A 14,376-nucleotide genomic window follows, 5' to 3' on the forward strand; every position below is an offset into this window, starting at 1 on the left:
CCGTGGAATCCCGGCCAGGCCCTGGACGCGTCAGCGGCGATAGCCCGCCATCCGCTCCAGACGGGCGACGCGCTCGGCCGTGGGCGGGTGGGTGGAGAACATCCGGCCGATTCCGGCTCCCCGGAAGGGATTGGCGATCATGAGGTGGGAGGCGGAGGCCAGGCGGCCGTTCTCGGGGAGCGGCAACTGGCGGGTACCCATCTCGATCTTCCTCAGCGCCGAGGCGAGGGCCAGCGGATCGCCTGTCAGCCGGGCTCCGGACTCGTCCGCCTGATACTCCCGGGACCGGGAGATGGCCATCTGGATCACCCCTGCGGCTACCGGGCCAAGCACGATCATGAGCAGCGCGCCGATGAAGCCGGGGCCCTCCTCGTCGTCCCCACCGCCGAAGAACAGGCCGACATAGCCGAGGTAGGTGATGATCGTGGCGAGCGCCCCCGCCACCGAGGAGATCAGGATGTCCCGGTTGTAGACGTGGGACAGCTCGTGCCCGATGACTCCCCGCAGCTCACGCTCATCGAGAAGCTGGGTGATCCCGTAGGTCACGCAGATCACCGCGTTGCGGGGGTTACGTCCGGTCGCGAAGGCGTTGGGCTGCATCGTCGGAGAGACGTACAGTCTGGGCATGGGTTGGCGAGCCTCGGTGGAGAGCTCACGCACGATGCGGTAGAGGGTCGGCTGCTCGACCTCGCTCACCGGCCGGGCACGCATGGCGGACAGGGCGATACGGTCGGAGAAGAAAAAGGCGATGCCGTTCGTCGCCAGCGCGATCAAAACCGCGATCTGCACGCCGGCGCCGCCTCCCAGCCACGCTCCCGCCGCGATGATCACCGCGGACAGTGCGCCGAGAAGGATCGCCGTACGCAGACCGTTGTGGTGCACTACACCCCCCTTTCGGTTGATGCTGTCTCACCAGTCCAACGTCTCCGGCCAGGTTGAACGTTCCCTTGAGTGTTCAGCCCGGACGATGAGATGTTCAGCCCGGGGCGATGAACGCCGTCGGCAGGAGGTCAAGGACTGTTTGAGGGGCTATCGAGAACGCCACCGCGATGATCCCGGCCAGCGCGATCGCCACGCTCACGGGCACCCATCCGGTACGGCGGCCGCCCGCCCCGGCGGTCATATCCGCGCCGCTCGCGGGCACCGGGGCCGGGGTGAAGATCCGCACGATCCAGGTGACGTAGTAGTAGAGGCCGATGACCGTGTTGACCGCCATCACCGCGGCCAGCCAGCCCCCTCCGCCGCCGACGATCTCCCGGAACACCACGATCTTGGCGAACAGCCCGGCCAGCCCCGGCGGCAGACCGGCCAGGCAGGCCAGGAAGAAGGCCAGCGCCAGCCCGGCCACGGGGTTCTGGAACACCAGGCCCCGGTAGTCGTCCAGCTCGTTTCGGGCGGACCGCCTCGACACCAGCATGACCACGGCGAACGCCCCGATGTTCATCGCCGCGTAGAACACCAGGTAGGCGATCGACGCGCTCATCGCCTCCTCGCTCCGGACGCCGAGGGGGGCGAGGATGTAACCCGACTGGGCGACGGAGGACCAGGCGAGCAGGCGCACGGCGTGACGCTGACGCATGGCGAGAAGGTTGCCCACGGTCATGGTCAGCGCGGCGATGATCGCGATCAACGGGGCCCAGGTGGCGGCCTGGCTCCCCAGGGCGATGACCAGGATGAGGATCATCCCGGCGAACCCGGCCGCCTTGGAGACGACGGAGAGAAGGGCCGCGACGGGGATGGGGGCGCCCTGGTAGACGTCGCCCGCCCACGCGTGGAACGGCACCGCCGCGACCTTGAAGGCGAACCCGGCGAGAACCAGCACCACGGCCACGGTGACCACGGCGGGCAGGTCGTAGCCGATCTCTAGCGAGGAGGAGTAGGCGCCGCCCCCACCGGCGCTGGACGAGGGAACGCCCTCTCGCAGAACCCTGGCGATCCGGTCGAGGTAGACGGTCCCGGTCGTTCCGTACAGCAGGGAGACCCCGAAGAGCATCACCGCGGTGGAGACCACGGAGACCAGGAAGAGCTTGACCGCCGCCTCGGAGCCGCGGCCGTCGTACCGCTTGAGCGCGGTGAGCGCGAACACCGGTAGCGAGACCAGCTCCAGCGTGACCAGCAGCATGATCAGGTCGCGGGAGGCGGGAAGGGCGACGGCACCCGCGAGCATGCAGAGCAGCAGGAAGTACCACTCGCCGACGGGAATGTCTCCGGAGGAGAGCTCCGCCGCCGACAACAGCACCACGACGATCCCCGCGGCCAGTGCGAGGCCAGCGAAGATCAGCGTGAAGTCGTCGACCACGAATGAGCACGGCGCGACGGCGACCGGTCCCGTCAGCGGCTCGGCGGACAGGGTGGGGATCCGGCGGGGCACGTCGAGAGGATCGAGCAGCCCCTCGGGCACGCAGAAGGTCTTCAGCGCGTCTCCGGTGCGCATGGCCTGGGAGACCACCACGGCCAGGGCTCCCGACACGCCGGCCAGCGTGACCGCGCCGAGTGCCCGCCTGACGTACGGCCTGTGGGGCAGGAAGGCGTCCAGGAGCAGCACGAGCCCTGCCGTGACGGCGAGGATCAGCAGCGGCGCGATCGCGTAGTAGTCGATCGACTGGATCACGGCGCCCCCAGGAGGCTGTGGACCACCGGATCGGTGAGGAGGAGAAGTGCCTTGGGCCAGAGACCGAACAGCACGATCAACCCGACCAGCGGCACCCAGGCGGCCAGTTCGTAGCTCATGACGTCTCGCATGCGCGCGTTTCCGGCGACCACGTCCCCGGAACGCCCGCCTCCTCCGCCTCCTCCGCCCACCGCGGCGAGCAGCGGGGCGTGAATCGTCTCGGTGCCCCGGCCGTGGGTGACTCGGGAGAGCATGAGCAGGAAATAGGCGGCGGTCAGCACGGTGCCGAGACCTCCGACGACCATGAAGGTCAGGTAGAGGGAGCGAGACAGACCGGCGGCCGGTTCGAAGGCACCGAGGAGGGCGAGCATCTCGCCCCAGAAACCCGCCAGCCCCGGCAGCCCCAGAGAGGCGACGCACGCGAAGGTCAGCAGGGAGCCGAGGCGCGGCAGGCGCGACAGCATGCCGCCACCGAGCGTGGGCATGACGGAGGTGCCGTAGCGCTCTTTGATCGCTCCGGCGATGAAGAAGAGCAGGGCGGTGATCAGGCCGTGGGCGATGTTGCCGAACAGGGCGGCGTTGAAGCCGACCGGCGTGAGCGTGGCGAACCCCAGCAGCACGAAGCCCATGTGCCCGACGGAGGAGTAGGCGATCATCCGCTTGAGGTCGCGCTGGGCGAGACAGGCAAGGGAGCCGTAGATGATGCCGATCACCGCGAAGGCTCCGAGCCAGGGAGCGGCCGCCGCGGCGCCCTCGGGCAGGACCGGGATCGCGATGCGGGCGAAGCCGTACGTGCCCATCTTGAGGAGCACGCCCGCCAGGAGCACGGAGCCGACGGTCGGTGCCTCGGTATGGGCGTCGGGCAGCCATGTGTGCAGCGGCCACATCGGGGTCTTGACCGCGAAGCCGATGCCGACGGCCACGAAGGCGATGATCTGCACCGAACGGGACATGCCCGTCCCCTGGGCCCGCGCGAGGGCGACCATGTCCAGAGTTCCGGTCTGCGCCCAGATGAGCAGCAGGCCGAGCAGGAGGACGACCGAGCCGAGCAGCGTGTAGAGGATGAACTTGATCGCCGCCGCCCGCCGGGCCCGCCCGCCCCAGATGGCGATCACGAAGTACATCGGGATGAGGACGACCTCGAAGAACACGAAGAACAGCAGCAGGTCGAGCGCGAGGAACGTGCCGATCATGCCCACTTCGAGGATGAGCAGTGTGAACACCAGTGCCCGGGGACGGTTGCCCCCGGCTCTGGGCCGCATTAGCTGCCCGGGGCCGTCGGCGCTGCCCCAGCACAGGTAGACGAAGCAGAGAAAGGTCAGCAGGGTGGTCAGCACGACCAGCGGCAGCGAGATGCCGTCCAGGCCGAGGTGGAATCTGAGGTCGAGCCCGGGGATCCAGGCCAGGTCCGTCGAAAACTGCACCCGGGCCGCGTCACCGTAGTCGAACCCGGCGGCCAGCACCACGGACAGCACGAACGTGACTCCGGACACGGCCAGGCCGTGCACCCTGAGCAGTCGCCCCCTGGCCGCGGCGTCCAGCCTGGACGGCGCGAGAAGCGCGGCGGCACCGGCCAGCGGCACTCCGAGGAGTGCGATCAGCACCCAGCTCATGGCCCGGCCACCTCTCTCGAGGTCGGAGAGGCGATCCGGGCGTGTCGCCCGGACGACACGATCGAGTTCGTGCTCATCGGCGCAGCACCGCCAGACGGATCAGGATCAACACGACGGCGGCCACGATTCCCCAAAAGAACAGAGAGATCATCTAAAGATCACCGCCCCGGCCGCGATGAGGAGGATGCCCGAGAGCAGGCCGGTGATGTAGAGCTGGGCGTTGCCGTTCTGGGCCAGACGCACCAGCCTCGACAGGCCCATGGTCGCCCGGCCCGAACCGCGCACCGCACCGTCCACCAGGTGGTCGTCGGTCTGGACGACGAGGTGGGCGAGGGCGAGCACGGGACGGACGAACAGCGTGGTGTAGACGGAGTCGACGTAGAAGGCTCGCTCGCAAGGACCGCGGAAGGGGCCCAGCATGCGGGCCGGGTCGCTCAGAGGATCGCTGCGCCACACGGCGTAGACCACGCCCGCGCCCAGCAGGGCCATCGCGACACTGAGGACGGCGGCGCCCCAGTGGACGTCCGCGATCCCGGCGAAGCCCAGGAGCAGGGCCGGAACGGAGAGGATCACGATCGGCCAGCGCATGCTGGCCGGTGCCTCATGGACGTCGATGACGTGGGCCTTACCGGGTTCGGGCTCGGGGAGGGCGATGACGGGACGTTTTCCGAAGAAGGTCCGCAACCACGCGCGGGTGGCGTAGGCGCCGGTCACCGCGACCGTGACCAGTGCGCAGCCGTACAGCAGCAGGGCCGCCGCGTCGGTGAGCGGTCCGCTGGACAGCGCCCGCTCCATGGCCACCAGCACCTCGTCCTTGCTGAAGAAGCCACTGGCCGGAGGCAGCCCCATCAGGGCGGCGAAGCCGATCGTCATCGTGACGAAGGTTGTGGGAAGCTCCCGGCGCAGGCCCCCCATCGCGCTCATGAGGTTGGAGCCCACCGCGTGGATCACCGCTCCCGCGCAGAGGAAGAGCAGCGCCTTGAAGGCGCCGTGGGTGATCAGATGGAAGATCGCCGCACTCTCGGATCCGGCGGCCAGGGCACCCGCCATGTAGGCGAGCTGGCTGATCGTGGAGTAGGCGAGGACGCGTTTGAGGTTGTCCTGTGCGAGGGCGGCGAGGGCGGCGCCGAGCATGCCGAGCGCGGCGAGGACCGCGAGCACGTCCAGAGTCGGCCGGGCACCGAGGAAGACCGGGTAGAGCCGGGCGACGATGAAGATCCCGGCGGCGACCATGGTGGCCGCGTGGATGAGGGCGCTGATCGGGGTCGGTCCGGCCATCGCGTCGGGGAGCCAGACGTGCAGCGGAGCCTGGGCGCTCTTTCCCGCGACCCCGGCGAGGAGCAGCATGGTCGCGGCGATGATCGTGCCGGAGGACATCTCGGGGACCTTGGCGATGACGTCGGCGATCCTGAAGCTGCCGGCCGCCGTTCCGAGAACGAAGATGCCGAACAGGAAGCCGACGTCGCCGATCCGGGTGACGAGGAACGCCTTGATCGCCGCCCGGGAGTTGGCCCGGTCTTCCCACCAGTGCCCGATCAGCAGATAGGAGCACAGCCCCATGATCTCCCAGCCCACGTAGAGGACCAGGAGGTCGGCCGCGTAGACGACCAGGAGCATGGCGCTGGTGAACAGGCTGATGAACGCGCTGTAGGACGGGTAGCGCCGGTCGTCGCGCATGTAGCCGATCGAATAGACCTGCACGGCGAGCGCGACCACGGTGGCCAGCACCGCGATCGACGCGGCGAGGCCGTCGACGAGCAGCCCCACCGAGATCGGCACCGAGCCCGTATCGATGACGTCGAACGTCGCGGTGACCCCGTCGATCCCCGCCGAGCCACCGGATCCGGCGGGAAACAGCGCGCCGCGCCCCGCGCCCATGCCGGCCCAGTCGGCGTAGGCGAGCCAGATCGCGAGCACCGCGGAGATCGCGGTGGGCACGACGGCGATCCAGGCCGCCCGTCGGTTCGCCGACGCGTCGGCGACTCCGCCACGGAGGCCCCGGGGAAACCGGGAACCGAGAAGCCCGGCGACCGCGGCGACGAACGGCAGCAGGATGACGAGCGCGGCGATAGTGATCATGGGGTGTCACCTGGCCGGATGACCGATTCCGGGGCGGCCTGGGCCTGATCGGCGACGCTGCCGGAGGGGGAGGTGCCGGAGGGGGAGACGGCCGAGGCCGACCTCCGCGCCGAACCGGCATCGGGATCGACAGCGAGGTCGGGAGCACCGGCCGGGACGTCTGCGACGGGGCGGCCTTCCGGGTCGGTGCCGGTGCGGGTGCCGGCGTCGGTGTCGGTGTCGGTGTCGGTGGGTTCGGCCAGGGTGCGGAGGCGGTCGAGGTCGACGGTCTGACGGTTGCGGTAGAGCGCGAGAATGATCGCCAGGCCCAGCCCGACCTCCGCGGCGGCGATCACGATGACGAACAGCGTGAGAACCTGACCGCTGTGCAGCCGGTCACGCAGCCACACGTCGAACACGACCAGGTTGAGGTTGACGGCGTTGAGCATGAGCTCGACGGACATCAGCACGAGGATCGTGTTGCGGCGGGCGAGCACGCCGTACACGCCGATGGAGAACAGCAGCGCGGAGACAACCGTCGGATAGACGACGTGCACGTCAGTCCCTCCCACGGATGTCGGTGCGGGACAGGACGATGGCGCCGATCAGAGCGGCCAGCAGAAGGATCGAGAGCACCTCGAAGGGAAGCACCCAGTTGCGGAAGATGCTGGATCCGAGCTCCTTGGCCGAACCTCCTCCGGCTTCGAGGGGAGCGTAGGCCGCACGGAAGCCGTCGATGACCACGGTGACCAGCACGCCCGCGGTGGCGATCGCCACGATCGCGGCGGCCGGGCGATTTCGGCTGTCGAGGTCGGCGGTCCTGCCGATCGGGGCACGGGTGAGCATGATCCCGAAGAGGAGCAGGACCACGATCGCGCCGACGTAGATCAGCACCTGGACCCAGGCGACGAACTCGGCTGTCAGGAGCAGATAGCACCCGGCCAGCGCGCCGAAGCAGACGACCAGCCACAGGGCCGCGTGGACCACCTGTTTGGTGGTCACGACGAGCAGTGCCGACCCGACGGCCACCACCCCCAGCAGAAGGAAGACGATCTCCTGCCCGGTCGGCGGCAGATAGGGCGGCACCTCGGTCACGGCTCCTCCTTCGTCTCTCCGCTCGGATCCGTCGAAGAAGTCTGCCCCGGTGTGCCCGCTGCCGGGGAGGCACCGCCTTTGCCTGTGGATAACTTTCCGGGAGGCGGCCCATCTGTGGACGACTCATCGGCGGACGGTCCGTCCGCGGATGCCTTCCCGGCGGGCGGGCCGTCTGTGGACGAACCACCGGCGGGCGGGCCGTCTGTGGACGAACCACCGGCGGGCGGGCCGTCTGTGGACGAACCACCGGCGGGCGGGCCGTCTGTGGACGGGTCGCCGGCGGATGAATCGTCTTTCTTCGGGAGGGCTCCCGGCGGCCGGATGGCTCGGACACTCGCATGTCCTGCCGAAGTCCGCGCCGGCCTCGCCGGGCGATCCGGACGGTCCGGACGATTTGGCCTGTCCGGCCTGTCCGGCCTGTCCGGGCGATCCGGGCGCGCGCCGGGTGTCGTTCCGGCTGCGCCGGAACCGTCAGCCGCACCGGGATCGCCGGCTGCACCGGAGACATCCGCCGCGACGCCGGCCGTGCCCGCCCGAGAGGCACCACCCGGGACAGATTCGCCCGTTTCGGGTGGCACGTCGGGCTTCGCCCTTCCCGCGCCGGGGCGGGCCGGACGGGAGGCGGCCGACAGCTCCTTCGGAGGATCGGCGTTGGGCTCATGGGCCGGTGGCGGCGGAACGGCCTGGGCCCAGGCTGCGAGTTTGTCCTTCTCGTGAAGAAGATTGCGGATGTCGCCCTCGGCGTACTCGAACTCCGGAGCCCAGAAGAGCGCGTCGAACGGACAGACCTCGATGCAGATCCCGCAGTACATGCACAGGGAGAAGTCGATCGCGAAGCGGTCGAGCGCGTTGCGGGCGCGGGGACGGCCGCCCTCGGGGGCGGGGAGGGTCTCCTTGTGGGAGTCGATGTAGATGCACCAGTCGGGACACTCGCGGGCGCAGAGCATGCACACCGTGCAGTTCTCTTCGACCAGCCCGATCACTCCCCTGCTACGGGGAGGAAGCTCCGGCTGCACCTCGGGGTATTGCTGGGTCACCGATCGACTCAGCATGTGGCGAAGGGTGATGGATAGTCCCTTTGCCAGCCCCACTCCCGGTATGCGTGCCACAACTCAACATCATGACGTACGGCGAGGCGCTCGGGAATGCGGCAGGCCCGGGAAAGGGATCGCCATGGGACTTCCCAAGTTATCCACAGCAGTTATCCACAGTCTGTGTGTTCGACTATTGAGCCTCATCGCCCAACCAATTCCGAGGAGACCGCGCAGAGCTTAAAAAATCCGTATTTTTTCGGGACATATCCCAGCGCCGCCCGAGGACGTGCGTGCTCGCGCACCCGGGTCGTCAGCTCCAGGTACCGTTCACGGCTCAGCCCACGGAGCGTCAGGACACCGCGCCCCGCGGCACCGCTCAGCTCCACACACGAAGCGTCAAGACTCCGCGTCCCGCGGCACCGCTCAGCACGCGGGAATCAGCACGCGAGAATCAAGGCACGGGAATCAGCACACGGGACATCAGGGCACCGCGTCCCGCACCTGGGTCGTCAGCTCCAGGTACTGCTCGCGGCTCAGTTCACGGGTCGTCAGGGCCAGCCCGTTCCGGGTGGCGAAGCGGTCCGTCTGCTCGGGGTCCCAGTGCCCCGGCAGATGGAACAGCCCCTCTCCCACCACCAGCCCCGTCGCCCCGGACTCCGCCGAGTACAGCAGCAACGTGGACGCGTCGATCTCACGGGTCCTGCGCGCGGTCTCCAGCAGCAACCGGCCGTGGACGGCCACCAGGCGGCAGTGCGGGTCGCCCCGGCGCCGGAGCACCCGGCCCTGGGCGGTCTGGTTGTGACTGCGGCGACGGCCGACCCCGACCACGACGACGGCGCCGACGACCGTCAGCCCCGCCAGGACCAGGGCCACGATCCCGAGCGGGCCCATCCCCCTGGTGACCTCGGCGCGCGTGTCCGTCATGTTGATGACGACCAGCATCGCGAAGGCGGCGCCGTAGGCGAGCACCAGCCACATGAGCCCGTACAGCAGTTGCTCGCGCCACCAGACCTTCGGCGAGCTCATCGGCGGTCGCAGGCTCCTCGCCCCGGGCACGCGGATCCGCGGCAGAGCCGGTGGCGGCCTGCGCCAGGTCACCCCCTGCCAGCACGGCGACCTGCGGGCGAGCGCGACCCTGGCCTCCTGGGCCGTGTCGAACACCCGTGCCTCGAACTCCAGGCCGCTCTCCGCGGCGAACGCCTCCACCGCCTTCCGCGAGCGGGAACCCGGCGCCTCCAGCATCACCAGACCGGACTCGTCGAGCATCGCCAGGCCGTACCTCGTCCTGCCCCTGCCGGGGTAGCCGAAGAACAGCAGCGTGCTCACCCGGTCCCGCCCGGCCAGCGGCAGCCGTACCGGTCGATGCTCCGGCACGTCGACGATCAGCTCGTCTCTCTCCACGGCAAGCGCGAGGGTCATAGGTTCCGTCCTTGGCCTTTGTGTCACATGTGTGCGTGCTTCCTGCCCAGCGTGCACACTTCGAACGTCGGACCGATCCGTACGATCCGGGCGGCAAAACGGTGCGTCTCCCCCGCGGGCTCACATCCTCGTCCACTCCCCTGTGGACGCCCTCCCCGGACTCACATTCTCGTCCACTCCCCTGTGGACGCCTTCGGCGGGCCCGCATTCCCGTCCGCCCCGATCCGTGCGGGCGGAGATCATCCCGCGAGGACCCTGACGACCCCCGTCAGCGCGAGCTGGATCAACGCCAGCGGCACCAGGCCGACCCAGGCGAGCCTCTGGAGCTGGTCCTCACGGAGCCGGGGGTAACTCACCCTGAGCCAGATGACCACGAACACCAGCAGGAACACCTTGATCAGCATCCACACGGGCCCGGGAAGAAGGGGACCGTGCCAGCCGCCCAGGAACAATACGCTGGTGAGAGCGGAGATCACAATGATCCCGGCGTACTCGGCCAGCATGAACAGGGCGAACCTGATCCCGGTGTACTCGGTCATCGGGCCCATGATGATCTCGGAGTCCGCGATCGGCATGTCGAACGGCGGGCGGCGCAGCTCGGCGAGCCCCGCGACGAAGAAGACCACCGCTCCGATCGCCTGCCAGGGCAGCCACCACCACTGCCAGGCCTCCACGATGCCCGGCAGCGAGAGCGTGCCGGCGGCCATCGCGACGCTGGAGGCCGCGAGGACCAGCGGCAGCTCGTAGGACATGAGCTGGGCCGCCGAGCGGATCCCGCCCAGGACCGAGTACTTGTTGCCCGACGACCATCCGGCCATGATCGAGCCGAGCACGCCGATCCCCAGCACGGCGAGGACGAAGAACAGGCCCGCGTCCAGATCCACCCCGACCAGCCCGGGGCCGATCGGGATGACGACCATCACCACGAGGTAGGGGATCAGCGCCACCCCGGGCGCCAGGGCGAAGACCCGGCGGTCGGCGGCGGTGGGGATCACCTCCTCCTTCTGCATGAACTTGACCCCGTCCGCGATCAGCTGGGCCCAGCCGTGGAAGCCTCCGGCGTACATCGGGCCGAGGCGCGCCTGCATGTGCGCCATGACCTTGTGCTCCATCTGCCCGGCGACCAGCGGCAGCACCAGGAAGATCGCGACGATCACAACGAGCCGGACCGCGACGTCGAGCACCTCAGCCATCACGCCCCCAGTCGGCGGGCACGCCGGGAGGGAGCGCCTTGCGGCGGCTCGGCGAACCGTGGTCGGACTCGCCGGGTTCCTTGGCCCCCGGCCAGGCCTTGGCGACCCGGGCGGCCAGCACGAAGTCCTTGCGCAGGGGGAAACCCTCGAAGCCGTCGGGCAGCAGCAACGGGATCAGGTTCGGGTGCCCCTCGAAGATCACACCGAACATCTCGAAGGTCTCGCGTTCGTGCCAGTTCGCGCCGCGGAAGACGCCGACCGCGCTGGGCAGCCGGGGGTCGGCGCGCGGCACCCGCGTGCGCAGCAGCAGGCGGCGGTGCGAGACCCGGTCGAAGACGTGGGCGACGATCCCGAACTCGTCCGGCGGCTCGTCCACCCCGGTCAGCCAGTCGAAGAACTCGTAGCCCTCGGAGCGGACGAACTCCAGCAGGTCGATCCAGTCGGCGGCGGCGACGTCGACCGTGGTCTCGCCGAAGGACTCCGACACCTGGGCACGCGTGCCGTATCGCTCCTCGATCGGACCGGAACTCATCGGCCGCTCACCGCCCCTCGCTGCTCGGCATACGCTCGGCTCCTCGCGGAATCAGACATCGGGATCAAGCATCGGGATCGGACGCCGGGACCGGACGTCGAGATCAAGCATCGCCGGAATCAGGCATCGGATCCAGATGTCGGGAGCCGGACATCGCGATCAGACATATCGATCAGACATATCGTTCGCCCAGATTCTCGGCGGCGATCTTCTCCTGGAGCATCATGATGCCGTGGAGCAGCGCCTCGGGCCGCGGCGGGCAGCCGGGGACGTAGACGTCCACCGGGATGATCTGGTCGACGCCCTTGGTCACGCAGTAGGAGTCCCAGTAGGGGCCGCCCGAGTTGGAACAGGCGCCGAAGGAGATCACGTACTTCGGTTCGGGCATCTGCTCGTACAGCCGCTTCACCGCGGGGGCCATCTTGTCGGTCACCGTGCCTGAAACGATCATCAGGTCCGCCTGCCGGGGACCGTTGGCGAACGGGATGACGCCGAATCTGATGAAGTCGTGCCTGCTCATCGAGGTCGCGATGAACTCGATCGCGCAGCAGGCCAGGCCGAAGTTGAACGCCCACAGCGAGTAGCGGCGCCCCCAGTTGAGGATGAAGCGCATGGGCTTGGGCGCCAGCCGCGAGACCGGCCCCATCGTGGGCATCGGGAGGTCCGCCATGATCCGCATTCTCCTTCGGAGTCGAGGCTCGCGTTCGCCCGGCCATCCGGCCCCTCAGGTCCAGGTGAGCACGCGCTTGCGCCAGCCGTACAGGATCCCGAGCGCGATGAAGCCCAGGAAGACGAACATCTCGGCCAGGGTGGTCATCCCGAAGCCCGGCGCGGCGAAGATCGTCGCCCAGGGGAAGAGGAAGACCGCGTCCACCGCGAACACTACGTACAAGTATGTATAGACGTAGTAGCGAACCTGGGACTGGGCCCAGTCGCCGCCGACCGGGTCGACGCCGCATTCGTAGCTGAGCAGCTTCTCGGGGGTCGGACGGTCCGGACGGAGCATCCGGTTGACGAACAGCGCACCTGCGACGATCACCAAACCGACCGCGAACAGCACGAGGACTACTGCATAAGAGCTGAAATATCCGCTCATGACGCCTCCTCCCGGTGGAAGGCCCGTCCTCCCGGGAGACCCCGGTCGCACAAAGGTCTCCCACTCTCCACCCACTAGAAGTATTAGCAGCATCCGCCGACCCCGTCACCCGGCGAAGCCGCCCTGCCCCGCGCCGCTAAAGCCTGCGCCCCGTTAGCCCCAAAAGCGCGCAAATGGGATAAAGGCACATTTATGGTGGCATTCATGCCCAAAACCCGAATCGCAGGGGGAATCGCGCTGGTTGCCGCGACAGCCGTCGGCTGCGGCGTCACCACCGCCTCTCACGAGGAGAGCCCCCTCCCTTCCGAACCCACGATGATCGACTATGTGGACCCCTCCCGGGTTTTCGGCCTGAGCACCCAGACCATGTCCGACGACGACCCCGACGCCCGGCACGTGCACGCCGTCTACCCCACCCTGACCGACGCCCCCCGCCTCAACGAGAGGCTTCGCCGGAAGGTGGCCGAGGAGCTCGACCGGTTCACCGGGTCCACCGCGGAGCCGCCGGGCGGCACGCCGCCCGCTCCGGAGTTCAACGTGGACTGGCAGCTCTCCGCCGTGTCCCCCGAGGTCATCGGCGTACGGCTGCGCATCGGCACCTCCACGGGATCCAGGTGGTCCGAATCCCGCACCACGATCTGGTACGACCGGACGGACAAACGCGCCCTGGACTCCACCGGCCTGCTCAAGGACCCGGCCGCGCTGAACACGCTGACCGGCCTCGTCAGGAGCAGGCTGGCCCAGCGGTCGCCGGAGACGGATCCCTCCTCGGTCAGGCCGGACCCGAAGATGTTCGACTCCCTCGGGTTCAACCCGCGCGGCGAGCTCGTCGTGGAGTTCGACGACCGCCAGGTGGCGCCGGAGTCCCTCGGCCGGGTGGCGGTCGCCCTGCCCCGGTCGCAGACGGAGGGGCTGCTGTCGACGGCCGGGCTGCGGGCACGGCGGGCGGCCCTGAGGCCCGTGACCGCGCCGCCCCCCGCGCCGCCGTCGAAGGAGGCCGTCGACGCGACGAACGCGGCCGAGCCCCCGGCGGCGAGCTCCCTGGCCGGCAGCGTGGACTGCGCGAAGGCCAAATGCGTGGCACTGACCTACGAGGACGGCCCGGGGTCCCTGACCGGGCGGCTGCTGGACATCCTCACCGACCACAACGCGCGGGCCACCTTCTTCTGCCTCGGCTCCAACGCGTCCGTACAGCCCGAGCTGCTCCGGCGGATGAGCATCGAGGGGCATCTGGTGGCGAATCAGACCTGGTCCCACCGCGATCTCACGACCATGTCCCCCGCCATGATCGCCGATCAGCTCACCGGCGCGCAGCGCGAGATCATCCAGGCGACCGGGCAGGCTCCCACGCTGATGCGCCCGCCGTACGGCGCCACCGACAGCCGGGTCGCCTCCGTCGCGGGCGGCCTGGGCCTGGCGGTGGTCCGCTGGAATGTGGACATCCGGGACGAGCGCGACTCCGACCCCCGGGCCATCGCCGACCGGGTCGTCTCAAGCGCCGAGCCCGGCGCGATCGTCCTCCTGCACGACGTCCACTCCGCGACCGTCGACGCCACTCCCGAGATCCTGCGGCGTCTGACGGCCGACGGGTACAGTTTTGTCACCGTTCCAGAGCTGTACGGCGCGCGCGGAGTCCAGGCGGGCAAGACCTACGACTCCGGGAACGCCGCTCCCGCCCTCGACGAACAGCCGATGCCATAACCTCTGGCTATGAGCCCATAGCCA

At 69.1% G+C, this 14,376-nt stretch carries 13 protein-coding genes and 2 pseudogenes; 2 read left to right on the forward strand and 13 right to left on the reverse strand.

From position 1 onward, the window contains the following. Positions 1–30: 30 nt before the first annotated feature. From htpX to J2853_RS31235, 7 genes and pseudogenes are all read right to left on the reverse strand, one after another. The gene (htpX, locus tag J2853_RS31205; protein ID WP_307564216.1) at positions 31–882 is read right to left on the reverse strand and encodes a zinc metalloprotease HtpX; all 852 of its coding nucleotides are present in this window, start codon (positions 880–882) and stop codon (positions 31–33) included. A 94-nt stretch (positions 883–976) separates the two neighbouring features. After that, complete coding sequence (locus tag J2853_RS31210; RefSeq protein ID WP_307564217.1) at positions 977–2,611, reverse strand: NADH-quinone oxidoreductase subunit N; 1,635 nt, start codon at positions 2,609–2,611, stop codon at positions 977–979. Beyond that, positions 2,608–4,224 (reverse strand): complex I subunit 4 family protein, encoded by a 1,617-nt coding sequence (locus tag J2853_RS31215; protein ID WP_307564219.1) that lies wholly within the window; start codon positions 4,222–4,224, stop codon positions 2,608–2,610. The genes J2853_RS31210 and J2853_RS31215 overlap by 4 nt, the downstream gene beginning before the upstream one ends. Before the next feature lie 147 nt (positions 4,225–4,371). Further along, entirely contained in the window at positions 4,372–6,303 is a 1,932-nt protein-coding gene (locus J2853_RS31220) for an NADH-quinone oxidoreductase subunit 5 family protein (RefSeq protein ID WP_307564221.1), read from the reverse strand. A gap of 233 nt (positions 6,304–6,536) precedes the next feature. Then, positions 6,537–6,839: pseudogene (nuoK, locus tag J2853_RS31225) on the reverse strand (NADH-quinone oxidoreductase subunit NuoK); the annotation flags it as partial. A 1-nt stretch (position 6,840) separates the two neighbouring features. Further along, a complete protein-coding gene (locus tag J2853_RS31230) occupies positions 6,841–7,377 on the reverse strand; it encodes an NADH-quinone oxidoreductase subunit J family protein (RefSeq protein ID WP_307564223.1) in 537 nt (178 codons plus the stop codon). Continuing rightward, complete coding sequence (locus J2853_RS31235) at positions 7,374–8,189, reverse strand: 4Fe-4S binding protein (protein ID WP_503167748.1); 816 nt, start codon at positions 8,187–8,189, stop codon at positions 7,374–7,376. Before J2853_RS31235 ends, J2853_RS31230 begins: the two co-directional genes overlap by 4 nt. On the opposite strand from J2853_RS31235, the gene J2853_RS48210 reads away from it, so the two are divergent. After that, the gene (locus J2853_RS48210) at positions 8,107–8,289 is read left to right on the forward strand and encodes a hypothetical protein (RefSeq protein ID WP_503167749.1); all 183 of its coding nucleotides are present in this window, start codon (positions 8,107–8,109) and stop codon (positions 8,287–8,289) included. The two genes, J2853_RS31235 and J2853_RS48210, sit on opposite strands and share 83 nt — an antisense overlap. Here J2853_RS48210 and J2853_RS48215 read toward each other — a convergent pair. The 6 genes and pseudogenes from J2853_RS48215 to J2853_RS31260 form a co-directional block, all read right to left on the reverse strand. Then, a pseudogene (locus J2853_RS48215) lies at positions 8,208–8,429 on the reverse strand (NADH-quinone oxidoreductase subunit I); the annotation flags it as partial. The gene J2853_RS48210 and the pseudogene J2853_RS48215 overlap by 82 nt on opposite strands. 462 nt (positions 8,430–8,891) lie before the next feature. Continuing rightward, the gene (locus J2853_RS31240; RefSeq protein WP_307564226.1) at positions 8,892–9,830 is read right to left on the reverse strand and encodes a hypothetical protein; all 939 of its coding nucleotides are present in this window, start codon (positions 9,828–9,830) and stop codon (positions 8,892–8,894) included. Between the two features lie 239 nt (positions 9,831–10,069). Further along, positions 10,070–11,023 (reverse strand): NADH-quinone oxidoreductase subunit NuoH, encoded by a 954-nt coding sequence (gene nuoH / locus J2853_RS31245; protein WP_307564228.1) that lies wholly within the window; start codon positions 11,021–11,023, stop codon positions 10,070–10,072. Next, entirely contained in the window at positions 11,016–11,555 is a 540-nt protein-coding gene (locus tag J2853_RS31250; protein ID WP_307564230.1) for an NADH-quinone oxidoreductase subunit C, read from the reverse strand. The genes nuoH and J2853_RS31250 overlap by 8 nt, the downstream gene beginning before the upstream one ends. A gap of 172 nt (positions 11,556–11,727) precedes the next feature. Then, entirely contained in the window at positions 11,728–12,225 is a 498-nt protein-coding gene (locus J2853_RS31255) for an NADH-quinone oxidoreductase subunit B (protein WP_442480520.1), read from the reverse strand. A 54-nt stretch (positions 12,226–12,279) separates the two neighbouring features. Beyond that, a complete protein-coding gene (locus J2853_RS31260; RefSeq protein ID WP_307564232.1) occupies positions 12,280–12,651 on the reverse strand; it encodes an NADH-quinone oxidoreductase subunit A in 372 nt (123 codons plus the stop codon). A gap of 204 nt (positions 12,652–12,855) precedes the next feature. On the opposite strand from J2853_RS31260, the gene J2853_RS31265 reads away from it, so the two are divergent. Next, a complete protein-coding gene (locus J2853_RS31265) occupies positions 12,856–14,352 on the forward strand; it encodes a polysaccharide deacetylase family protein (RefSeq protein WP_307564234.1) in 1,497 nt (498 codons plus the stop codon). Positions 14,353–14,376 lie beyond the last annotated feature (24 nt).

The sequence above is a fragment of the Streptosporangium lutulentum genome (assembly GCF_030811455.1).
GTDB lineage: Bacteria > Actinomycetota > Actinomycetes > Streptosporangiales > Streptosporangiaceae > Streptosporangium > Streptosporangium lutulentum.

What these genes read in the sequence shown, in the direction of transcription:
- J2853_RS31215 (WP_307564219.1), bottom strand. Translation starts at nt 4,224, where the DNA reads ATGAGCTGGGTGCTGATCGCACTCCTCGGAGTGCCGCTGGCCGGTGCC.
- J2853_RS31220 (WP_307564221.1), bottom strand. Translation starts at nt 6,303, where the DNA reads ATGATCACTATCGCCGCGCTCGTCATCCTGCTGCCGTTCGTCGCCGCG.
- J2853_RS48210 (WP_503167749.1), top strand. Translation starts at nt 8,107, where the DNA reads ATGTCGCCCTCGGCGTACTCGAACTCCGGAGCCCAGAAGAGCGCGTCG.
- J2853_RS31235 (WP_503167748.1), bottom strand. Translation starts at nt 8,189, where the DNA reads ATGTACTGCGGGATCTGCATCGAGGTCTGTCCGTTCGACGCGCTCTTC.
- J2853_RS31240 (WP_307564226.1), bottom strand. Translation starts at nt 9,830, where the DNA reads ATGACCCTCGCGCTTGCCGTGGAGAGAGACGAGCTGATCGTCGACGTG.
- nuoH (WP_307564228.1), bottom strand. Translation starts at nt 11,023, where the DNA reads ATGGCTGAGGTGCTCGACGTCGCGGTCCGGCTCGTTGTGATCGTCGCG.
- J2853_RS31250 (WP_307564230.1), bottom strand. Translation starts at nt 11,555, where the DNA reads ATGAGTTCCGGTCCGATCGAGGAGCGATACGGCACGCGTGCCCAGGTG.
- J2853_RS31255 (WP_442480520.1), bottom strand. Translation starts at nt 12,225, where the DNA reads ATGGCGGACCTCCCGATGCCCACGATGGGGCCGGTCTCGCGGCTGGCG.
- J2853_RS31260 (WP_307564232.1), bottom strand. Translation starts at nt 12,651, where the DNA reads ATGAGCGGATATTTCAGCTCTTATGCAGTAGTCCTCGTGCTGTTCGCG.
- J2853_RS31265 (WP_307564234.1), top strand. Translation starts at nt 12,856, where the DNA reads ATGCCCAAAACCCGAATCGCAGGGGGAATCGCGCTGGTTGCCGCGACA.